This is a genomic window from Actinopolymorpha sp. B11F2, from assembly GCF_040195635.1.
Lineage (GTDB): Bacteria > Actinomycetota > Actinomycetes > Propionibacteriales > Actinopolymorphaceae > Thermasporomyces.
The window spans coordinates 113,289-133,459 of the sequence record NZ_JBEFTX010000007.1; the positions used below are offsets into that span (position 1 = coordinate 113,289).

Below are 20,171 nucleotides of genomic sequence, written 5' to 3' on the forward strand. Positions count from 1 at the left end.
ATGTCGCGCTTCCCTCGTCAGGTCTGGGTGAAGCCGCCGATCTTGTCCTTGACCGACTCCCACCACGTCCGTTCGTCCGCCGGGAACCGCACCCGCGATCTGGACAGTCGCCTCGAGCCCGCGTGGTACCACTTCCGTGCCCACGGCGAGTGCGGTTTCGCGACGCGAATCGCTCCGACCAGAGCGATCTGCGGTACGACGATGCCGATCAGGCCGGTGCTGATCTTTCCCTTCATGAGGGCAACGAACGAGAACGCGAGGTTGCCGACGATGGTCGTCGTCGCGGCCCAGACGCTCGGGTCGGTCTCGGTTTCGTCGCTCAAGGGGTTGGCGCCGAGGAGCAGCAGGCCACCCACGCATGCGGCGACGAGGACCGCGTCGACAGACGTACGCCCTTCCCGCGCCCAGTAGACGTCCTTCACGTACAGCCACTACGCCAGCTCGTCGAGCGTGAGAGCGGCGCCGCACGCGACGGCGACGGCGAGAACCTGCAGCCACGGCGGCGGTGGCCGGTAGACGAACTCGCCGGCGCCGGCGCCCGGTGACCGGATACGGACGGCTCGGCCGAGGACCAACACTGTCCTGTCATGCCGCAACGCTGAAAGGCTGGCGCGGCGGTTGCCCAGCTGGTGAGGAGGATCGGCGATGCGGCGCCGAATGCAGGACTGGTGGGTTGCGAGACTCGAACGCCGGCGACGCTGGCAGGCGCTGCTCGGTCTGCTGTGGCGGGCTGGACGCGGGCGTACCGTCGCCCTCGGCCTGCTGACGGTCCTGCAGGGCCTGCTGCCCATCGGGGTCATGCTCGCGACTGGCCTGCTCGTCGACGCCGTGCCCGGTGCGGTTCGGGAGGGCCTGAACTCGCCGGCCGGTGCTCGCGTCGTGCTCGCCATCGCACTGGTGGTGGCGGCGTTCGCGGCGGGCTCGGTGGTCGGTGCGCTCGCGGAGTACCGCGCGAAGACGCTGGACGACCGCTACGCCCTGGCCGTCCACGAGACGGTTGCTCGCGCCACCTTGCGCGTACGCGGGATCGCCGGGTTGGAGGACCCGACGGTCGCGGGCGAGATCGCGGCGCTCGAGGAGGTCGAACGCGCGGACGGCCATCTGACCACGGTGCAGAACCTCCGGTTCGTCGTGCAGTACCGCGTCACGGGTGCGGCCGCACTGGCGCTGTTGTTCGGTCTCGCCTGGTGGGTGCCGTTCGTCCTGCTGGTCGGCTGGCGGATCCTCAATGCGGGCTTCGTCTCCTGGGTCGCCCACGGAGGGGAACTCGGCGCGGCGATCGCGAGCACGAGCATGCGCCGGTCGCGCTACCTGCGGAGCCTGGCGATCGAACCCGCACCGGCCAAGGAGATCAGGATCTTCGGCCTCGCCGACTGGCTGGTCGGACGGTATGCCGAGACCTGGCTGGCGGCGATGGGTGACGTGTGGCGCCGCCGCCGGGCCTCGATGCGCGAGATCCTGCCGCCCCTTGCCGCGTTGGTCGTGGCCCAGGCGGCCGCCTACGGCTGGCTCGGTTGGTCGGCGTTCCATGGTGGGGTTTCGGTGGCGCTCGTGGTGGTGTACGCCCAGGCGATCATGAACTCCGACGGCGTCGGCGTGGTCGGCGATCCGCAGTGGGCCATCGGGCGCGCCGCGGTGGCAGCCCGGCAGGTCAAGGATCTCGAGGACCGGCTCTCCGGCGGAGATCTCGAACCAGGCGGGGCGCCCGCGCGTGGCGCCGCTCCGCGCGGTCCGGTGGGAGTGCGGTTCGAGGATGTGCGCTTCACCTACCGCGCCCGGGCGCAACCCGTCCTTGACGGCCTGGATCTGGAGATCCCGGCCGGCCAGTCGCTCGCGATCGTCGGCGAGAACGGCGCCGGCAAGACCACGCTGATCAAACTCCTCTGTGGGTTGTACGACCCCGATGCCGGCCGGATCATGCTGACGGACGCTCAGGCCCGCGCGGACACCTCCGGCGTCGCTCCGAGTGATCCCGCCGGCGTGGGCAGGATCGGCGTGATCTTCCAGGACTTCGTACGCTACGAACTGCCGCTGCGCGCCAACGTCGGTTTCGGCAACCTCGCCTTGACAACAGACCAGCAGGCACTGGACGACGCCCTTTCCGCGGCGGGCGGCGGCGAACTCCCCGACCAGCTGCCGGTCGGCTGGGACACGGTGCTGTCCGGGGGCTACGACAACGGCCAGGATCTGTCGGGCGGGCAGTGGCAGAAGGTCGCCCTCGCCCGTGCCCTGCTCGCGATCCGGGGCGGCGCCGGCCTGCTCGTCCTCGACGAACCCACGGCGGCCCTCGACGTCCGCGCCGAGACCGAGCTCTTCGACCGCTTCCTGGACCTGACGCGCGACGTCACGACCATCCTCGTGTCGCATCGGCTCGCCAGCGTGCGGCATGCCGACCGGATCGTCGTCATCGCCGGCGGCAGGGTGTGCGAGGACGGTACGCATGACGAGCTGCTCGCCTCGGGTGGACGGTACGCACGAATGTTCGCCCTGCAGGCGCAGCGTTTCGCCGCTGCGCCCAACCCCGACGGCCCGCCGCAGGGGGAGGAGGTGGCGAGCGATGCGGGATAGGTGGCGGGGCTTCGTCCTGCTGGTGCGTACGGCCTTCCGGGCCGGCCGGTGGCTGTCGGTCGGTGCCTTGCTGGAGCCGCTCGGTCAGGTCGCCAACGCGTTCCTCGCCCTGTTGATCGGGCTCCTCGTCGACGCGGTGGTCGACAAGGACGCGGCGCAGGCCGTGGTGGCCCTTACCGCGATCGTGGCCTCACAGGCGATGTTCCAGGGGCTGACCTCGGTCGGCAACGAGCTGCGCCTGGTCCTGTCGGAGCGGGTCGGGTTCGCCTTCGACCGGGAGATCGCGAGGCTCACCGCGGCGTTGCCGGGGCTGGACCACCACGAACGCGCGGACTACCAGGACCGGCTCGAGCTGCTGCGCCAGAACCAGGGTGTGCTCGGCGCCTCGATGAACAGCCTCGTCAACGCCGCCAACGCCTTCGTCGTGGGCGTGTCGAGCGTCGTCGTCCTGCTCTACCTCCATCCGTTGCTGCTGGTCCTCGTGCTCTTCGTCCTCCCGGGGTTGCCGCTCGCCGTGTGGAACCAGCGCTTGCAGCGCGCCGCGGAGGAGCGCTCCGCGACCCCCAGCCGCCTCGCCCGACACCTGCGCAGGCTGGCCTACGACCGGAACGCGGGAATGGAGATCCGGGTCTTCGGCCTCCAGGACGAGATCGCTCGGCGGGTGCGGGACACCTGGGTCACGGCCCGTGGACCCGTCCTGCGGGCGGCGCGCCGCTGGGGAGTGGCGGTCAGCCTCCGCGACCTCGTCTTCGCGGTGGGCTTCGGAGCGGCGTTGCTCTTCATGGTGTGGCGGGCGACCCGCGGCGAGGCCAGCCTGGGGGAGGTCGCCGCGACGATCGTGCTCTGCCAGCAGCTACAGGCCTACGTGATGTGGCCGATCAACATGGTGGCGAGGTTCGGCGCGACGCTGCGCGCGGCCGGTCGGCTGCTGTGGCTGCAGGACTTCGCCGCGAGTCACGAGGCGCGACGTGCCGGTGCCGAACCCCCGCCGGAACGCCTGACCGCCGGCATCGTGTTCGAGGACGTGTGGTTCCGGTATCCCGGCACCGAGGCGTGGGTCCTGCGCAACGTCTCCTTGACACTGCCGGCGGGCTCGGTCGTCGCCGTCGTCGGCGAGAACGGCGCCGGCAAGACCACCCTGGTCAAACTCCTCACCCGGATGTACGAACCGACCCGGGGCCGGATCCTCCTCGACGGTGCCGACCTCGCCACCCTCGACGTGCGGAAGTGGCGGGCCCGCCTCTCGGCGGCGTTCCAGGACTTCGCCCGGTTCGAGCTGGTGGCCCGCGAGGCCGTGGGGCTGGGCGACCTGGCGCACCGGGACGACGACGCGGCGGTGACCTCCGCACTGAGCAGAGCCGGCGCCGCCGACGTCGTACCCACCCTGCCCGGCGGTATCGACACGCAGCTCGGGTCGAGCTGGGCCGATGGCGTCGACCTCTCCACCGGACAGTGGCAGAAGCTGGCCCTCGGCCGGGCTCTGATGCGTACCGACCCGTTGGTGGTGTTCTTCGACGAACCGACCGCGAGCTTGGACGCACCGACCGAGCACGCGTTGTTCGAGAGCTACGCCACGACCGCCCGGGCCGGAGCGGCGAACGGGATGATCACGGTCCTGGTGTCCCACCGGTTCTCCACGGTGCGTACGGCCGACCTCATCCTCGTCATCCAGGACGCGTCCGTGAGCGAAGCGGGCAGCCATGACGAGCTGATCAACGCGGGCGGCCTGTACGCCGACCTCTACACGCTGCAGGCGAGCTCGTACCGGTAGACGGCGTGCGGCGGCAGGGATGGGGGTGCCGGTCTCAGCCGATCAGTGGATACGACGGTGCCTCGCCCTCGCCGGTGAACCTGTGCCTCGGCCCGAAGTAGCTCATCGTCACCGCCCTGCGCGGGCGGCCGGAGGTGTTGGCGGCGCTGCCGTGGACGAGCAGGCTGTGGAAGAACAGCCCGGTCCCGCGCCTCATCGGTACCTCGACCAACCCGGCCGGGTCGTGGTGCTCGGTAGGGATCACGAAGTCGTCCTGCGTGGAGACGTGCGGCGCCGGCCCGCCCCGGTGGCTGCCCGGCGCGACCACGAGGCAACCGTTGTCGGCCGCCGCGTCATCGAACGGAACCCAGCACGACCACAGCGACATGGGCTCGATCGGCCAGTACGGCGAATCCTGGTGGACGCCCTTCTGCGACCCCACAGCCGCCGGCTTCATCAAGGCATCTGCCCGGAACAGCCGGAGGGGCGCACCGAGAAGGGTGTTCAGGCGGGTCGTGACCGACGGTCGAGAGATGAGCGTACGGAACAGATCGTCGCCGAACAGCCCACTGATCTTCCGGACGTCACCGCCGGGCTCGGTGTCGCGACCGCTCCTGACGACCGCTGGCTCCCGCTGCAGCGAGACGCCGTCCGGCAAGGGGCGCTCTCCAGCGGCGTAGTCGTGCAGTCTGCTGGCGAACTGTTCGCATTCGTCGTTGTCCAGGAGGTCTTCGACGAGGAAGTACCCGTCGCGTTCGGCCCGGACGGTCAGGTCGCTGTCAGTCGCGGAGATGGCCATGGTCGGACACCCTCTCGGAAATCGCCGGTGTGGACGGCCGGAGGGGGTGGCCGGTCAGCGCCGACAGCCACCCACGCGCTCGGTTCACGACACGCGCACCACCGAGAATGCAAGCATGAAGATCCTTGATGTCAAGGTGGCCGAGGCTCCGATCGGTTCGCAGTTCAGCAACGCGGTGATCGACTTCTCCCGCATGACCGTGTCGGTGGTCGCGGTGGAGACCGATGCCGTCGTCGACGGTGAACGGGTCGTGGGCTACGGCTTCAACTCGAACGGACGTTACGCCCAGACCGGGATCATCACCGAGCGGCTGCTCCCGCGCCTCCGTGCGGCGGCACCTGGCGATCTCGTCGACGCCAAGTCAGGCATCCTCGACCCGGTCGCCGCGGGGGCGGTCATGAGGAGCAACGAGAAGCCCGGCGGACACGGCGACCGGGCGGTGGCGGCCGGGATCATCGACATGGCGCTGTGGGACGCCGCCGCGAAGGCGGACCGTCAGCCGCTGCACCGGGCCCTGCGCCAACGCTTCGCGCTGCCCGGTCCGCCGGCGCAGGACGTGGCGGTCTACGCCGCGGGTGGCTACTACTACCCCGACAGCACGCTGGGCTCGCTGCGGGAGGAGATCCAGAGCTACCTCGACCTCGGCTACCGCACGGTGAAGGTCAAGATCGGCGGGGCCCCGCTGGCCGAGGACCTCGCCCGGATCGAGGGCGTCCTCGCGATCCTGCCCGCCGGCTGCCGCCTCGCCGTCGACGCCAACGGACGGTTCGACCTGGCCACGGCGCTCCGCTACGCGGAGGCGTTGTCGGCGTACGACCTCGCGTGGTACGAGGAGCCCTGCGACCCGCTCGACTATCTCGGCCATGCGGTGGCCGCCGAGGCGTACCCCGGCACGATCGCGACGGGCGAGAACCTCTTCGCCGTCCAGGACGTACGGAATCTCCTTCGCCACGGCGGGCTCCGGTCTGACCGAGATGTCCTCCAGATGGATCCGTCGCTCTCCTACGGCGCGGGGGAGTACGCCGCGATGCTCGACTGCCTCGCCGCGCACGGCTGGAACACTGACCGCTGCTGGCCGCACGGGGGGCACCTGTTCAACCTCGCCGTGGCGAGCGCGTTCGGGCTCGGCGGGTGCGAGTCGTACCCCCGCGTGTTCGAACCCTTCGGCGGGTTCGCGGACGACGCTCCGGTGGAGGCCGGGCGCGTACGCCTGTCTGAGCGTGCTGGCGTCGGCATCGAGGGAAAGGCCGCGCTCCACTCGCTCGTCCGCCGCCTCTTCGACTGAGCCACGCGTACGCAACGTCCGGCACCGTTGATCGGGACTCTTATGTCTTGCGCAGAAGGCGTTCCGGACTGGAGACTGAAGCGGTCGAGGTCGTCCGGTTCTCCATCCCGGGCGGGAGGTGTTCATGGCTTTTCCGCTGCCAGTCACCGTCGTCGTGTCCATGGACGACGTACTCCGGCGCACCGCGGCCTCCGCCGTGCTCTGCGACCTGCCGCGCTCAGTCGTCGTCCAGCACGATCTTCACGGGCTGGCGAGCGACGACGCGCTGCGGCGGGTGGTCTACGACCTGGACGGCGTGGTGGAGAACACCGCTGTCCCGCTCGAGCACGCCTGCCTGAGCTGCGCCCTCCGCGAGGACGTCGTGCCCACGCTCGTCCGGCTCGCGCGGAGCGGACGCTGGGACCGGCTGGTCCTCGCGCTCCCCGTCACGGCGGAGCCGGACCTGGTCCTGAGCGCGCTCCACGGCGCCGTGGTCGACGGACAGTCCGCAGCGTCAGTGGTCAGCCCGGCAGGTGTGCTCGCGACTGTCGACCTCACCTCGCTCGTCGACGATCTGTTCGGCGACGATCTGCTGGTCGAGCGCGGCCTTGCGATGACCACCGACGACCGGCGTGCGGTGGGTGAGGTGATCGCCCACCAGATCGAGTGCGCCGACATCGTGGCCAGTGCCGGCAGCCCGGCCCCGGACAGCCGTGAGGCGACGGTCGTCAGGCACCTCGCCCCGACCTCGGCGGAGCTCGCCGATCTGCACGATCTCGATGTCGCGAAGGCGATGGCGCGGGCGCACGGTGCGCGTGGCCCGCACCGCGGTGACTACCGGCGGGCGGAGCTGTCTGGCGCTGGGGAGAACAACGGCGTATGGACGCTCGATCTCGCGTCGTGGCGACCGGTCCACCCGGCCCGGCTCCACGACCGGATCGTCGACCTGGCCGGCGGTCAGCAGCGCAGCCGGGGCTGGTTCTGGCTGCCCACCCGTCCCCGCGCGGTCTGCGGCTGGGACAGTGCCGGCGGCCAGCTCAGCATCGGCACGGTGGGACGGTGGTCGGCGACCAGCCCGCAGACGCGGATCGTCGTCACCGGTATCGACGACGGGCGCGAGCGGTTGCGGGAGGCGTTCGACGGGGTGCTCATGACCGACTCCGAACTCGCCCGCGGGCTCTCCCACTGGGAGGAACGTGACGACGGGTTCTCGCAATGGCTCGGTGAGATCGACGAGGCCGCCTGACCGACCGGCGCGCATAGATCCGGATCGCGGAGAAACCGAGGGTCTGCTCCGGTTGCCTGAGGCACGATGCCCGGCCATGACCAACGATGCGCCGCCGATTCGTCGCGTTCGTGGGGAATGGTCACGTAAACGTGATCATTACCCACGGCGGCAGCGGCCACGGTCGCGGCGGCCACGGTCGCGGTCGGGGGATGTGGCCGGCCGGCCACAGCAGGGCACCAGTGGGACACCTGGGAGAGGCCCCGCAAGGGCTCACACGGGCACGGCAAGAGACACGGCGAAGTCGTTGCCCGGATCCGTCCACCAGGACTCAACGGCGAACCCAGCGGCCGCCAGCTCCTTCTCGACGCCCTCCTGGCGGAACTTCGCCGAGACCTCCGTTCGCATCTCCTCGCCCGCCTCGAAGACGACTTCGAGGTCGAGGTCGCGGATCCGGACGGTCTGTGCCGAAGTGGAACGCAGCCGCATCTCGATCCACTCGTGCTTGGCGTCCCAGACGGCGACGTGCTCGAACGCGGACGGAACGAAATCGGCTCGTAGCGCGCGGTTGATGACGTAGAGGACATTGCGGTTGAAGTTGGCCGTGACTCCGGCGGCATCGTCGTAGGCGGCGACCAGGCGGTCGGGGTCTTTCACGAGATCGGTGCCGAGCAGGAGTCGGTCGCTGTCGTTGAGACCGGCACGGACCGCGGCGAGGAACGCCCCCCGCTGCGCGGGTTCGAGGTTGCCGATCGTGCCGCCGAGGAACGCGATCATCCGATGACTGCCCTGCGGCAGGTGCTCCAGATGTTGCTCGAAATCGGCGACGACCCCGTGCATCTGCAGGTCGGGGTAGTCGGCGCCAAGGGCCTCCATGGCACCCTGCAAGGCGGTGTCACTGACGTCGACGGGTACGTACCACCGCAGGCGCCCGGTCGTGCGCATCGCGTCCAGGAGCAGCCGGGTCTTGGTCGATGATCCCGAACCGAGCTCGACGAGCATCTCACCCTCGGCAAGCTCGGCGATCTCCGTGGCCCAGTTGGTCAGGATCGCTTCTTCGGCGCGCGTCGGGTAGTACTCGGCGAGTCGGGTGATCTCTTCGAACATCGCACTGCCGCGTGCGTCGTAGAAGTATTTCGGCGGAAGGGCCTTGGGTCGCTTCCGCAAGCCCTGCCGGACATCGCGGGCGAGGTTCTCGGCAAGGTCGTGCGCTGTGAGATAGCGGCTGATGCGATCGGTGGTGCCCATTGCTGTCACACGATCCTCCATCGTCGGGCCAGCTGCCGGACAGGTCCAGATCTGGATGTCTTCTTGGTGGTCCTGGTTGACGTGTGCCCCTTCTAGAGCGGCATGATGCGTAGCCCGTCGTCGTCCGCCTCGACCAGGCTGCTTGGTGGCACGTGATGCCAGTCCGAACGCGTGTCGCACGGTTCGGACGCGAGAAGCACCGATCCGCTGTCTGTACACGTGAAAAGGCTGTCGCCTGACGTCGTCGCCGCCAGGCGCTCGCCGTCACTTGCGAGGAGGTTGAGCCGACCACCACCGCCGTGTGCGCTGATGTCGTGCACGACCTGCGCGAGGCCCGCGCCGAGGCTGGCACCGGCCTCCCAGTGTGCGACCGCGAGACCGAACAGCAGGGCCGAGTCCATCGGCGCGAGAGCGTCGGTCACCCAGCTTGCCGAGTCACGAAACACTTTGTGGGCAAGACGAAAGTCCGCGAGCGCGCCATTGTGGCTGAACAGCCACCGGTCATGCGTGAACGGTGCGGCGCCGGATTCGTCGCTCGGAAAGCCCGGTGTAGCAGAACGCACGGCCGCAACGACGCAGCGGGACTCAATCGTCGGTGCGAGGCTGGCGAACGACTGGTCGCTCCAGATCGGCACCGCACGACGGTAGCGCACGGGCGGTGTCCGGCCCGGAACGTACCAGCCGGCACCGAAGCCGTCGACGTTGACGAGTCCGTGTTCCTGATGGCGGGGTGCGTACGCCTGTGTGGACAGCGAATGCGGTGGCGCGAGGAGAAGGTCGTGCAGAGCCGTGGGGCGTCCGAGGTAACCGAGATGTCGACACATGAGGTGGTCCTCTGTTCGTCAGGCGTCGCGTGCGCAACGGAAGCCGGCGAAGATCTGCCGGCGGATCGGATAGTCCCAGTTGCGGAACGTGGCCCGGCAGGCGGTCGGATCCGTTGCCCAGGATCCGCCGCGCAACACGATGTAGTCCGTACCGAAGAAGACTTCGGAGTATTCGCGGTACGGAAAGACACAGAAGCCCGGGTGCCCGGTGAACTGCGTCGAGGTCCACTCCCACACGTCACCCAGCATCTGCCGGGCACCCACCGGTGACGCGCCGAGTGGGTAGGACCCGACGGGCGCGGGGTGAAAGCGGATCTGACCGAGGTTGGCATGTTCGTTCCCGGCCGGGTCGTCGCCCCACGGGAAGCGCCGTTTCGTCGCGTGCACCGGATCCCACGAGGCGGCCTTCTCCCACTCCGCCTCGGTGGGGAGCCGCTTGCCGGCCCAGCGTGCGTAGGCGTCGGCTTCGTACCAGCAGACGTGCTGCACGGGTTCGTCCATGGGCAGGAGCTCGGTGTGGCCGAAGCGGCGACGCAGCCACGTGTCACCGTCGCGCACCCAGAACGCCGGAGTCCGCTTGCCCGACCGGCACCGCCACTCCCACCCTGTGTCCGTCCACCAACGCGGTTCGTCATAGCCGCCGTCGGCGATGAACGCGAGGTACTCGCGGTTGCAGACCGGCGTGGTGTCGATCCAGAACGCCGGTTGGTCGACGGTGTGCGCAGGGCGTTCGTTGTCGTAGGCCCAGGGGTCGGTCGACGTTCCCATGACGAACTCACCGGCGTCGACGAACACTTCCTCCGGCAACGGGCCGCCGTCGACAGGTGCGGGTTCGGCGTCGGTCGCCGGGAGGACCGGATCGCCCTTCCGCAGCTGATGGGTCGCCAGCATCGTCTCGTCGTGTTGATGCTCGTGCTGGATCACCATGCGGTAGACGAACCCGTCGGAGAGCAGCGTCTGGCCGGGGGAGTCACCGGGAAGGCGGACGGTCTCCAGTGAGTCGAGCACCTTGCGGCGGACCAGGCCGATGTAGTCATGCGCTTCGGCCGGGTCGAGCAACGGTAGCGACGGCCGGGCCGCGCGGGGATGTTCGAACGCGTCGTACAGCGTGTCGATCTCCGGTCGCATCGGATCGACGCCGGCGGCCTCGCGCAAGAGCCACAGCTCTTCGTAGTTGCCGACATGGGCGAGGTCCCACACCAGGGGAGACATCAGCCGGGAGTGCTGCCGGACCAACTCCGCATCGTCGAGGACTCTGGTGGTGAGCCCGAAGCTGCGGGTGCGGACGCGTTCGAGCTCGGTCGCGACGAGTTCCTTGAACGCATCCTCCGACGCGTCGGAGGATGTCGCGGGACGGACCTCGGGCTGGCGGGAGGACGGGCTCATCGGAACTCCTTCGCGGGGGCGAGGGCGAACGGGTGGGCGTCGTCGGCGGGACATCGGCGGCGCGCGACGTAACGGTCGAGATAGGACTCGACGAGGGCGACGAGTGCGGTGTCGGTGCCGTCAGCACGCAGGCTGTCGATCGCGGTCTCGAAGCAGGCAGTGGCGGCGCGGAAAAGCCCAGGATGTGCCAGGCCCCGGTGGGCGGCGTCCCACCACGCGTCGGCGACGGGCTCCGCTGCTGCCATGACCTCGTCACCGGCGCGCGGAGTATTGACCAGGGCGGAGAGGACAGCGACCGGAACGGGCCAGTACGCCGCCGGTTGCGCGTCGATGTAGCGCACCTCGAACCAGCCGCGTGGGCGTACGGGTGGGAAGAGCGTCGTGAGGTGATAGTCGAGGTCGTCGATCGTGGGCGCGGCACGGACGTGTCCGTTGCTGGTGCCGCTGACGCGGCCGTTGCCACTGCCGTTGCCGTTGCCACTGGCGATGCCACTGCCACTGACGCTGCCGTGACCGTTGCTGGCGTGGCCGTTGCCGTTCCTACCGGTCAGCCACTGCCGGAAGGTGTGTCCTGGATTGGTGACCCACTGGTCCGGACCCCCTCGCCGCACCATGACACCCGCGTCAAGGGCGTAGTCAGCCCACGCCGTGACCGGATCCGGACCGACGGGCGGGCGGGTCCGGCCAGGGTCGATGCGTTGCCAGACGACCTGCCGCATCGACCTGCACCCGGCGGACCGGCCGGCATGCCATGAGGAGTTGGCGAACGCCGCGACGAGTGGTGGACCGACCGCATGGAGCAGACGCCAGCGACGAGCGATGTCGGCGGCGTCCGTCCCCGCGTCGAGGTTGACCTGGACGGCCGCTGTGCTGCACATCATCAACCGACCTTCGGGGCCGCGTCGGTCGAAGTAGGCCTCCATCGCGTCGTAGCGGAGGTCAGAGATCTGGCGGACGGGTGGCCGGTACGGATCGATGCCGGTCCAGAGGAGCGTGAGGCCGTCGTCGGCCAGGATGCGCTCGATGTGACTGATGTCGGCCCGCAGACCTTGCCAGCAGGCGGTGACGCCGAAGGCGGGCGGCGAGCTGAGCTCCAGCTGCCCACCGGGTTCATAGGTGACCGTGCTCCCACCCGGGGTGGGGCCGGCCTGGTCGAGGATGTTCCGGAGTCGGTCGAGGGGGATCACGCGGGTGGGGTCGGTGGCGTCGATGACGCACCATTCCAGCTCTGCGCCGACAGTCACCGGAGGGCCGGTCTTGAAACAGATCGCGGCGACATATCCGTGTACGGCGTCACAGGACGCGACCTGCGTCGACCCGTTCATCTGCTGAACCTCCCGACGGGATCCCTGCACAGCTTGCCCCTTGAGCGGTCCGGCTAACGCAGCGTTTGCGGAGTCGTGCCGATTGCGTTGATTGGCGGGTGCGGGCGACGCAGCGTCGACCGCGGCTCTGGGCGTCATCCCGAAACGCTAACCGCCACCTCCGACAACCACTCCGGCACCCACCGGGCGAACCCACTCGGACCGGCGTGCACATGACCACGTTCAGCATGCGTACGTAATCCGACCGTGGTGTTCGACACCGGTGTAGACGGGCAGAAGCATGCTGAACGTGGTCATTCAGGGCACGAGAGGCTTCCTGATCTGCTTACTTCCAGGCTTACTTCCAGGCTTACTTCCTGGCCGCGAAGGCGTAGAGGTTGCCGTCCCAGGCACCGACCAGCAGCGCGTTTCCGGAGATCGCGGGACCCGACGCCACCCAGGTGCCGATCTCGTAGCTCCACTGTTCACTGCCCGTCGCCCGGTCGAGGGCGTAGACGTGTCCGCCGTTGGACCCGACGTACACCGTGTCACCGCTGACCGCGGGAGCCGACAGGACGCCACCGAGGTACGGCTTGCCCGGCAGCAGAACACTCCACACGACCGCACCCGTCTCGACGTCGAGTGCCGTCACCCGGCCGTCCGGGAAGCCGACATAGGCAGTGTCCTCGACAACTGCCGGTGTCGCCGGTGTCGCGTTCTGTGGAATGAACGACGGCCCCGGGCTCCGGTAGGTCCACAGGTCGGCGCCCGTCGTCGCGTCTCGTGCGATGAGGCCGTTGTTCGAGCCGATGAAGAGCCGGTTGCCGGCCACCATCGGTGTTCCGTCCTGCCAGCCGCCGAGGCGGGCCGTGGCGACCCACAACTGCTGCCCGGTGGCGGCGTCGTAGGCGATTACCCGGTCGGCGGTCTGGTTACCGACGTAGACGCGTCCGTCCGCGACCGCCGGGGTCCCGTCGCTCATCGTCGCTCCGGTCATCGGTGACTCCCAGACCGGAGAGCCGGTCTTCGTGTCGAGGGCGGCCAGCAGGCCACGGCTCGCCGCACCGTGTCGCGTCTGGTAGGGCCAGTAGACCTTTCCGTCGGCGACCGCGGGGGAGTAGTAGGAGTACTTCCGCTGGATGGCCGGCGGATCCGCGGCCTCCGCCTCCCGCTTCCACCGGAGCGCACCGGTCTTTGCATCGAACGCGTACAGCGTGGCATTCAGGGTCGGTACGAACACCAACCCGTCGGCGACCGCGGGAGTGCCGTGCACCGAGGCATCGGTGCGCGCGGACCAGACCCGCTTACCCGTCGTCATGTCGACCGCATGAACGGCGTTGGTCTTGACGTCGTTCTCGTCACGCGTGCCGACATAGGCGATTCCCCCGGCGATGACCGGGGAACCGGTGAGGATCGCGCCCGGCGTGCGATAGGTCCAGGCAAGGTCGAGCCCCGGTGCCAGCACCTCGGAGGCGACCCCGCTGTGACTCGGGTCGCCATGGAACTGCGGCCAGTCGGCACCCGCCTGGATCGTAGGCGGTGCCTCGTCGGTCACCGTGTACGTCGTCGTCGTCTTCCACCGTGCGCCGCCGGACGCGACGGCCTCGACGTCCACCCGGTGCTTGCCTGGCGAACGAGCGCTGGACGGGTAGCCGCCGTACCACGTGAAATCGCCGGAGCGCGCGAGGTCGCGCCACTGGCCTCCGCCGTCGAGCCGGTAGCGGACCTGCCGCACCTCGTCGGCGGTGTGGTACGCGTTGACCTGGATCTCCTTCAGCGCCTTCGCCGACACCTCTTTGCCCGGTCCCGGATTAGTGACCGTCAGCGCGCGGTCCACTCCGTACATCCGGAACGGGTTGTCCGAGCCCTTCCCGCGCATGTGGACGTAACGGAACCCACGCGGGCTGTGGTCGATCGTGTAGGAGCTGGAGTTCGTCTGCACGTGACGGGCGCCCCTGACCCAGGTCACGTCTGCCTGGTTGGAGTGCTCGTGGCCGACCAGGACCAGTTCGGTGTCGTAGGACTCGAAGAGCTCCTGGAAGGCGTCGTAGGCGGTCGGCGAGCCGAACGGCACGTTCATCGGCTGGTGCATGAGCACCACGACACGCTTGTCCTCGGCATGGGTCTGGAGGTCCTGCAGCAACCAGGCGTGCTGTTCCTCGAACGGGGCTGCGCCGTTGTTCTCGAGCACCACGAAGTGCCGGTCGCCGTAGCCGAAGGAGTACCACTCCGGGCCGACGTGCCTGCGGTAGTTGTCGATCCGCGCCGGGTAGGTCGGCTCGCCCCCGTTGAAGTACTCGTGGTTGCCGACCGCTGGCCACACCGGTAGAGCCGACGCGGCCGTGGACCGCAGGTAGGACTCGAACTCCGCGTCGGTGGCGTTGTTGGTGAGGTCGCCGCTGATCTGGACGAACGCCAGGTCCTGCGCGGTGTCGTTGATCTGCTGGAGTTGGGTGGCGACGTTGGGGTTGACGTGGGTGTCCGCGACGTTGGCGAAGGTGAAGTCACCTTGGCGCGAGTTCGGGTCGGGACGTAACGCGAAGTCCGCCTCGACACTCGCGCCGTCGGCGAGCTCACCGAGGTTCCGGTAGAACTGCGGTGTCTTGAACTCGTCGGTCGCCACGGCGTAGCCGGCCGGCTTGCTGATGTAGATGATGTCGGTGATCCGCCGGTCGACGTCCACATCGAGCGAGTAGCCGCCCTGGTCGTCGGTCTGGACCGTCCTGGCCCCGTCGGAAACGCTCACGTCCGGGACTCCGGACTCGCCCGCGTCCCTTTGGCCGTTGCCGTTGCTGTCGCGGTAGACGATGCCGGTCACCCCTGCGGCGGTCGGGTCGACCGCTTGCGCGATCACGGGTGTGAGTGGTGGGGCGAGGACCAGCGCAGCCAGAATGCCTGTGCTGGCTCCGAGCACGAGTCGCGCCGACGCGGGCGCGCCGCGCACGCCACCGAGACCGTTTGTCGTTCCCATGTCTGGTGCTCCGATCAGGTGAGGAGACGCTGGAAGAACCAGGTCATGGCGAGCATCGCGGCCGCCGTGGTCGCGACGGTGTGGGCGACGGAAGACCAGGCGAAACGACGGATGAACAGCAGCAGCGGAAACAGAACGCAGATGAGCAGGACCTGTCCGAGCTCGATGCCGAGGTTGAAGCTCGCGAGGGAACCGATGAGTCGTGGCGTCAACCCGTCGGTGAAGTTCAGCGTGCTGGCGAAGCCGAGGCCGTGCAGCAGCCCGAACCCGAACACGATGCCCAGCCGATGGCGCGACTCACCACCGAGAATGTTCTCGGCCGCGACGTAGGCGATGGACAACGCGATCAGCGGTTCGACGACCTGACCCGGGACCTCGACCCAGCCGACCGCGCCGAGCGCGAGGGTGAGGCTGTGGGCGACGGTGAAACTGGTGGCTACCTTGACGACACTGCCCAGGCCGCGCGCGCCGATCAGCAGGACGGCGAGGAAGAGCACATGGTCGAGGCCACCGAGAATGTGCTCGACCCCCATGACGACGAACCGGCCGAGTGCGGTGAGGACGGCAGTACGCCCCGCTTCGAGCTCCCGGTGCCCCTGGTCGAAGACGAACACCCCGCTCGTGCCACCGATCTGGTAGTCGACGACATTGGTGTGATTGTCGACCACGGCGTCCTCGGTGGAGAAGACTCCGTAACGCACGCGATAGCTGCCGTCTGGCTTGCCGGGACACTGATATACTAGGGCACTTTCGATGTACGGCGTCCCTTGGCGATGGACCAGGCCGGCGTTCTCGAACTCGCCCTCGCACTGAACTCCGTCCAGTGAAACTGTCACCCGACCGGAGAGATAGCGCGCCAACTCCTCGCGCCGATCCACTATTCGCTGAGCACGTCCGGCGTCGGTGTCGCCACTCGCCGGAGCACCCAGGCCGGCGGCCGCGGCGAGCACGTCGTACTCCAACGTCGTGACGAACCGCACGTGCTCGCCATCCTGACGGATGACGGAGGTCCCTTCTGACGAACGCACATGAGCGAGTGCGGACGTGGGCGCGCACACGGCACAGGCCATGGCGACGACGACGAGATACCACCGACCCCGGGTGATCACAGCCCTGGAGAATAGGCGAGACAATTAACCAGTTCGAGGGATGGATCAGAAACGGACACATGAACATCTCGTGTCCGGAAATATCCAGACCAGCTTTGCGCGGTGTGTTGACAGCGACAATGCTTGTATACCGGGACGGGCCGTTCTTACTGCGGACGACGTGACCTGCCGGTCGCCGGTCGCGTGCGCGTTCGGGTCCCGGACTCTTTCCGCCTACCAGTTCGCTGGGCGTCCGCCGGCTTCGTCCGCCGAGCCTCCTTCATCCGCCGGTCGACGACGTACGAGCCAGCCGCCACCACGGCGGCCACCGGCCACTCGACGACCCCCATGGCCGCGACTGCCGCGAGCCCGCCGTACCACAGCATCTGGCCGGCCCGCCCGTTCGGCTTGCCGTCCGGCATCCGCGGAAGCTGCATCCGTGGCATCCGTGGCATCTGTGGCATCGAGGGACGTGGCAGTCGGGCGAGCGAGCCTGCGAGGGAGCGTGGTAGCGGAAGGTGCCAGAAGTCCAGATGCGGCATCGTCGGATGGGGAACCGGCACGTCGACCGTTGTGGAAGGCTGTCTGCCCGTTGTCTTCGGGGACAACCGCTGTGCTCGTTTCGCGGCGCCGCGCCGCCCACTGGCCTTTTTGGCCGTGGTCTTCGCCGTTCTACCGGTCGTGGCCCGTTTGGCGGGCTGTCGCTTCGCGGTCGTGCGCTTCGCGGTGGTGCGCTTGGCACCTACCCGCTTCGCTCCCACACGCTGACCTCCGGCGCGCTTCGCTGTGGTCCGCTTCGCGGGTGTACGCCGTGCCGTGCGTCCGTCCGCGCTCTTCTTGGTCGGACGCTTCGCCGAGCGCTTGGCCGTACGCGTGGTTGTATCTGCCATGACCGCCCCCTTCGCGTCACGAGTCTCAACGGTCGGGTCGCGATGCTGTAGAGCCGAAGGTCCTCGAAGCCGAGATGGCGAGTTGTGTTCGACCCGGATTCTCCTGCCGTTCACCTGAAGGCTCCTTGCTCGCCGCCCACACTCCTTAGCGTCAGGCGTTGTCGTCGAGCACTGTGTCGACGGCCGAAGAAGCCGAGGGAGGCCACGCAGTGGAAACCGTCTTGTACGCACTGGCCGGCGCGGCGTTGGCCGCTCTGGTGGACGTTCTGGTCAAGGAGCTCTACACGGCGTGCCGGAGGCGTCTCGCGGCAGCCTGACCCGTGCCGCGGGCCGGTATCGCCGGGTCCTTTAGGCTCCGACCATGGACGAACGCATTCTCGGGCGTACCGGTCGCAAGGTCGGCGTCGTCGGCATGGGCGCGTGGCAGCTCGGTGGTGGCTGGGGCGACGTCAGCACCGCCGACGCGCAGGCGACGCTGGCGGCGGCGGTTGACGCGGGCATCACCTTCGTCGACACGGCCGATGTCTATGGCGATGGGCGAAGCGAGCGACTGATCGGTCAGTTTCTCGCGGAACGTCCTGATGCTGGCGTCACGGTGGCGACGAAGATGGGCCGCCGCGTCGCCCAGGATCCGGCGCACTACACGTTGGCGAACTTCCGGGACTGGACGGACCGGTCCCGGGAGAACCTCCGCATGGACACGCTGGACCTCGTCCAGCTGCACTGCCCGCCCACGCCGGTGTTCTCCACCCAGCAGGTCTACGACGACCTCGACACCCTGGTCGCCGAACGCCGGATCGCGGCGTACGGCGTCAGCGTGGAGACGTGTGCGGAAGCACTCGCCGCGATCGCGCGGCCGGGAGTCGCGAGCGTCCAGATCATCCTCAACGCCTTCCGCCTCAAACCGCTCGACGCGGTGCTGCCGGCGGCGCGGGAAGCGGGCGTCGGCATCATCGCCCGGGTACCACTCGCCAGCGGACTGCTGTCGGGGAGGTATGACACAACGACCCGGTTCGGCGCCGATGATCACCGTACCTACAACCGGCAGGGCGCGGCGTTCGATGTCGGCGAGACGTTCTCCGGCGTCGACTTCGAGGTGGGGCTCGCCGCCGTGGCGCGGCTGCTGCCGCTGGTGCCGCCCGAGACCACGATGGCGGAGTTCGCACTCCGCTGGATTCTCGACCAGCCCGGTGTGAGCGTCGTCATCCCCGGGGCTCGCAACCCTGCCCAGGTCGGGTCGAATGCGCGGGCGGCCGGACTCGCCCCCCTGCCAACGGCGACGCACGAGGCGGTCCGTGCTGTCTACGACGACCTGATCCGCCCACAGGTGCACGACCGGTGGTAGCCGCGACGTCCTGACCCATCTCACCCGCTGCGGAGGGCGACTTCGGCGTCGATGGCCTCGACGCTGGCGCTGTCTCGTGGAGGGAGAGCGTGGCATGGGCTACGAGGTGCGTCGTACGGCCGGCGGTACGAACGACACGCGGAGTGTCGGACGACGGCTGGTCGCCGGAGTTGCCGCGGTGACCTTGTTGGGGTCGGGGATGATGGCATGCGAACGCCCCGAGCCGACCGAGCGTTTGAGTCCCGCGAGTCCGGCGAGTGCCATGGTGACGCCGACGGCCAGGCCGAGCGGAACGCAGGCCGTCTGCGCGAATGCCGAGGCGGTCTGGAAGTCTCTGAACTCCCTGCTGAGTCGGGACTTCACCGGGATCAATGGCGCTGAGGCGGCGGTCAAACGCCTCCAGGCCGACCTTCGCCGCCTGCGCGCGTCGGCTTCCGGGGAGGTCAGGCAGCAGGCCGCCGCCCTGTCCGCCAGCGTTGCCGACCTCGGGAGCGCGGTGCGGCGCGTGCGGGATGGGGAGAGCCCGACCGAGATCTGGCCGCAGGTCAGGTCCGCCGTGGACGAGGTGGAGACGAACGCGGCGAACCTGAGGGAAAGCCTGAACTCGATCTGCCCACAACGTTGACGCGGGCCGCTCCTGCCGCCTGGACCTCACCGCATCGTTGGCCGGTCGCCCGGACAGGTTTGTCGCCGACGGGGTGGGGGGCCCACGGCTGGAGCGTCCTGCGTCGAGCAGGGTCAGAGGCAAAATGGTCACTGGTCGAGAACGGTCTCTTCGTTCGGGTGGACGAGGGCGGTGGCCCCCTCGATCGCAAAGATCTCGACGGTGGTCCCCTCCGGGATGACGAGGGACGAGTCGTACGGACGGGCGGTCCACTCCTCACCGCCGATTCGCACCCGTCCGGCGTGCCGGGTGATCTCGTGCAGAACCAGGGCCTCCTTGCCGACCAGTGCGGCCGCCCCGGAGCGGATGAGGGGAGCCTTGCGGAGTGCGTGCTGTCCGAGCGGGCGTACGAATACGACAAGCAGCAGCGCACTCACCGTGAATGCGACCAATTGGAACGGTGCCGAGGCGCCGAACGCCGCCACCATCATGGTCGTGAGGGCGGCGCCAGCGCCCATGGCGGGATAGAGGGTGAGGCTGCGAAGCTCGGCGACTCCGAGCAGCAGCGCGATGACCAACCAGACGATCCACGCATCCATAGCTCACCTGCTCTGCGGGCGTGCCCCACTCACGACCGTAGTCAAGAACTGGCCTCGGGGAGCAGGAACGGGCCTGCGCAGATGGGGGGAATCGACCGGAACCGGGGCAGGCCGGATCAGCTCCGATGCGATGCCGGTCGGACCTTCTCGGTCGACGCCCGACGATGACCGCGGATTCGCTTCGTACGGCTTCGGATGCGACGACCGGCACTGGTCATGCGTGGTATGGAACGAGCCTGGTCCAACTGGTACCGTCCGGGTGCATCGGTGACAGGCGTGACCTCCAAGACAATCGGGGACCTTTCC

At 68.8% G+C, this 20,171-nt stretch carries 17 protein-coding genes; 6 read left to right on the forward strand and 11 right to left on the reverse strand.

All coding sequences use genetic code 11. The features are described 5' to 3' along the window. Positions 1-17: 17 nt before the first annotated feature. The gene (locus ABN034_RS14955; RefSeq protein WP_349691611.1) at positions 18-422 is read right to left on the reverse strand and encodes a hypothetical protein; all 405 of its coding nucleotides are present in this window, start codon (positions 420-422) and stop codon (positions 18-20) included. Between the two features lie 9 nt (positions 423-431). Further along, positions 432-596: a hypothetical protein gene (locus tag ABN034_RS14960; RefSeq protein ID WP_349691612.1), complete on the reverse strand. Its 165-nt coding sequence runs from the start codon at positions 594-596 to the stop codon at positions 432-434. Positions 597-645: 49 nt separating this feature from the next. On the opposite strand from ABN034_RS14960, the gene ABN034_RS14965 reads away from it, so the two are divergent. Both ABN034_RS14965 and ABN034_RS14970 read left to right on the forward strand, forming a co-directional pair. Next, positions 646-2,568, forward strand: a complete 1,923-nt coding sequence (locus ABN034_RS14965) for an ABC transporter ATP-binding protein (RefSeq protein ID WP_349691613.1) — start codon at positions 646-648, stop codon at positions 2,566-2,568. Next, positions 2,558-4,339: an ABC transporter ATP-binding protein gene (locus ABN034_RS14970; RefSeq protein WP_349691614.1), complete on the forward strand. Its 1,782-nt coding sequence runs from the start codon at positions 2,558-2,560 to the stop codon at positions 4,337-4,339. Before ABN034_RS14965 ends, ABN034_RS14970 begins: the two co-directional genes overlap by 11 nt. Before the next feature lie 34 nt (positions 4,340-4,373). On the opposite strand, the gene ABN034_RS14975 is transcribed toward ABN034_RS14970, so the two are convergent. Then, positions 4,374-5,117: a phytanoyl-CoA dioxygenase family protein gene (locus tag ABN034_RS14975; protein ID WP_349691615.1), complete on the reverse strand. Its 744-nt coding sequence runs from the start codon at positions 5,115-5,117 to the stop codon at positions 4,374-4,376. 115 nt (positions 5,118-5,232) lie between these two features. Here ABN034_RS14975 and ABN034_RS14980 point away from each other — a divergent pair, with 115 nt between their 5' ends. Next, on the forward strand, positions 5,233-6,402 hold the full coding sequence (locus ABN034_RS14980) for an enolase C-terminal domain-like protein (protein ID WP_349691616.1): 1,170 nt from the start codon (positions 5,233-5,235) through the stop codon (positions 6,400-6,402). Between the two features lie 124 nt (positions 6,403-6,526). Next, entirely contained in the window at positions 6,527-7,627 is a 1,101-nt protein-coding gene (locus ABN034_RS14985; RefSeq protein ID WP_349691617.1) for a CobW family GTP-binding protein, read from the forward strand. Between the two features lie 252 nt (positions 7,628-7,879). Here ABN034_RS14985 and egtD read toward each other — a convergent pair whose 3' ends face one another. The 7 genes from egtD to ABN034_RS15020 form a co-directional block, all read right to left on the reverse strand. Then, a complete protein-coding gene (egtD, locus tag ABN034_RS14990) occupies positions 7,880-8,854 on the reverse strand; it encodes an L-histidine N(alpha)-methyltransferase (RefSeq protein WP_349691618.1) in 975 nt (324 codons plus the stop codon). Positions 8,855-8,946: 92 nt separating this feature from the next. Then, positions 8,947-9,678, reverse strand: coding sequence for an ergothioneine biosynthesis protein EgtC (egtC, locus tag ABN034_RS14995; protein WP_349691619.1), 732 nt, complete (start codon positions 9,676-9,678; stop codon positions 8,947-8,949). Positions 9,679-9,696: 18 nt separating this feature from the next. Then, entirely contained in the window at positions 9,697-11,064 is a 1,368-nt protein-coding gene (egtB, locus tag ABN034_RS15000) for an ergothioneine biosynthesis protein EgtB (protein ID WP_349691620.1), read from the reverse strand. Then, positions 11,061-12,389: a glutamate-cysteine ligase family protein gene (locus ABN034_RS15005; protein ID WP_349691621.1), complete on the reverse strand. Its 1,329-nt coding sequence runs from the start codon at positions 12,387-12,389 to the stop codon at positions 11,061-11,063. Before ABN034_RS15005 ends, egtB begins: the two co-directional genes overlap by 4 nt. A 349-nt stretch (positions 12,390-12,738) precedes the next feature. Then, on the reverse strand, positions 12,739-15,339 hold the full coding sequence (locus ABN034_RS15010; protein ID WP_349691622.1) for an outer membrane protein assembly factor BamB family protein: 2,601 nt from the start codon (positions 15,337-15,339) through the stop codon (positions 12,739-12,741). Between the two features lie 14 nt (positions 15,340-15,353). Beyond that, entirely contained in the window at positions 15,354-16,448 is a 1,095-nt protein-coding gene (locus ABN034_RS15015; protein WP_349691623.1) for a HupE/UreJ family protein, read from the reverse strand. Between the two features lie 146 nt (positions 16,449-16,594). Next, positions 16,595-16,864, reverse strand: a complete 270-nt coding sequence (locus ABN034_RS15020) for a hypothetical protein (protein WP_349691624.1) — start codon at positions 16,862-16,864, stop codon at positions 16,595-16,597. An 814-nt stretch (positions 16,865-17,678) separates the two neighbouring features. Between ABN034_RS15020 and ABN034_RS15025 the strand changes: the two genes are divergently transcribed. Both ABN034_RS15025 and ABN034_RS15030 read left to right on the forward strand, forming a co-directional pair. Beyond that, positions 17,679-18,662, forward strand: a complete 984-nt coding sequence (locus ABN034_RS15025) for an aldo/keto reductase (protein WP_349691625.1) — start codon at positions 17,679-17,681, stop codon at positions 18,660-18,662. A 94-nt stretch (positions 18,663-18,756) separates the two neighbouring features. Then, entirely contained in the window at positions 18,757-19,287 is a 531-nt protein-coding gene (locus tag ABN034_RS15030; RefSeq protein WP_349691626.1) for a hypothetical protein, read from the forward strand. 128 nt (positions 19,288-19,415) lie between these two features. On the opposite strand, the gene ABN034_RS15035 is transcribed toward ABN034_RS15030, so the two are convergent. Next, positions 19,416-19,865: an NfeD family protein gene (locus ABN034_RS15035; RefSeq protein ID WP_349328676.1), complete on the reverse strand. Its 450-nt coding sequence runs from the start codon at positions 19,863-19,865 to the stop codon at positions 19,416-19,418. Between the last annotated feature and the right edge of the window lie 306 nt (positions 19,866-20,171).

Coding starts and splice junctions, on each gene's coding strand:
- ABN034_RS14965 (WP_349691613.1), top strand. CDS start 646: ATGCGGCGCCGAATGCAGGACTGGTGGGTTGCGAGACTCGAACGCCGG.
- ABN034_RS14970 (WP_349691614.1), top strand. CDS start 2,558: ATGCGGGATAGGTGGCGGGGCTTCGTCCTGCTGGTGCGTACGGCCTTC.
- ABN034_RS14975 (WP_349691615.1), bottom strand. CDS start 5,117: ATGGCCATCTCCGCGACTGACAGCGACCTGACCGTCCGGGCCGAACGC.
- ABN034_RS14980 (WP_349691616.1), top strand. CDS start 5,233: ATGAAGATCCTTGATGTCAAGGTGGCCGAGGCTCCGATCGGTTCGCAG.
- ABN034_RS14985 (WP_349691617.1), top strand. CDS start 6,527: ATGGCTTTTCCGCTGCCAGTCACCGTCGTCGTGTCCATGGACGACGTA.
- egtD (WP_349691618.1), bottom strand. CDS start 8,854: ATGGGCACCACCGATCGCATCAGCCGCTATCTCACAGCGCACGACCTT.
- egtC (WP_349691619.1), bottom strand. CDS start 9,678: ATGTGTCGACATCTCGGTTACCTCGGACGCCCCACGGCTCTGCACGAC.
- egtB (WP_349691620.1), bottom strand. CDS start 11,064: ATGAGCCCGTCCTCCCGCCAGCCCGAGGTCCGTCCCGCGACATCCTCC.
- ABN034_RS15005 (WP_349691621.1), bottom strand. CDS start 12,389: ATGAACGGGTCGACGCAGGTCGCGTCCTGTGACGCCGTACACGGATAT.
- ABN034_RS15010 (WP_349691622.1), bottom strand. CDS start 15,339: ATGGGAACGACAAACGGTCTCGGTGGCGTGCGCGGCGCGCCCGCGTCG.
- ABN034_RS15020 (WP_349691624.1), bottom strand. CDS start 16,864: ATGCAGCTTCCGCGGATGCCGGACGGCAAGCCGAACGGGCGGGCCGGC.
- ABN034_RS15025 (WP_349691625.1), top strand. CDS start 17,679: ATGGACGAACGCATTCTCGGGCGTACCGGTCGCAAGGTCGGCGTCGTC.
- ABN034_RS15030 (WP_349691626.1), top strand. CDS start 18,757: ATGGGCTACGAGGTGCGTCGTACGGCCGGCGGTACGAACGACACGCGG.
- ABN034_RS15035 (WP_349328676.1), bottom strand. CDS start 19,865: ATGGATGCGTGGATCGTCTGGTTGGTCATCGCGCTGCTGCTCGGAGTC.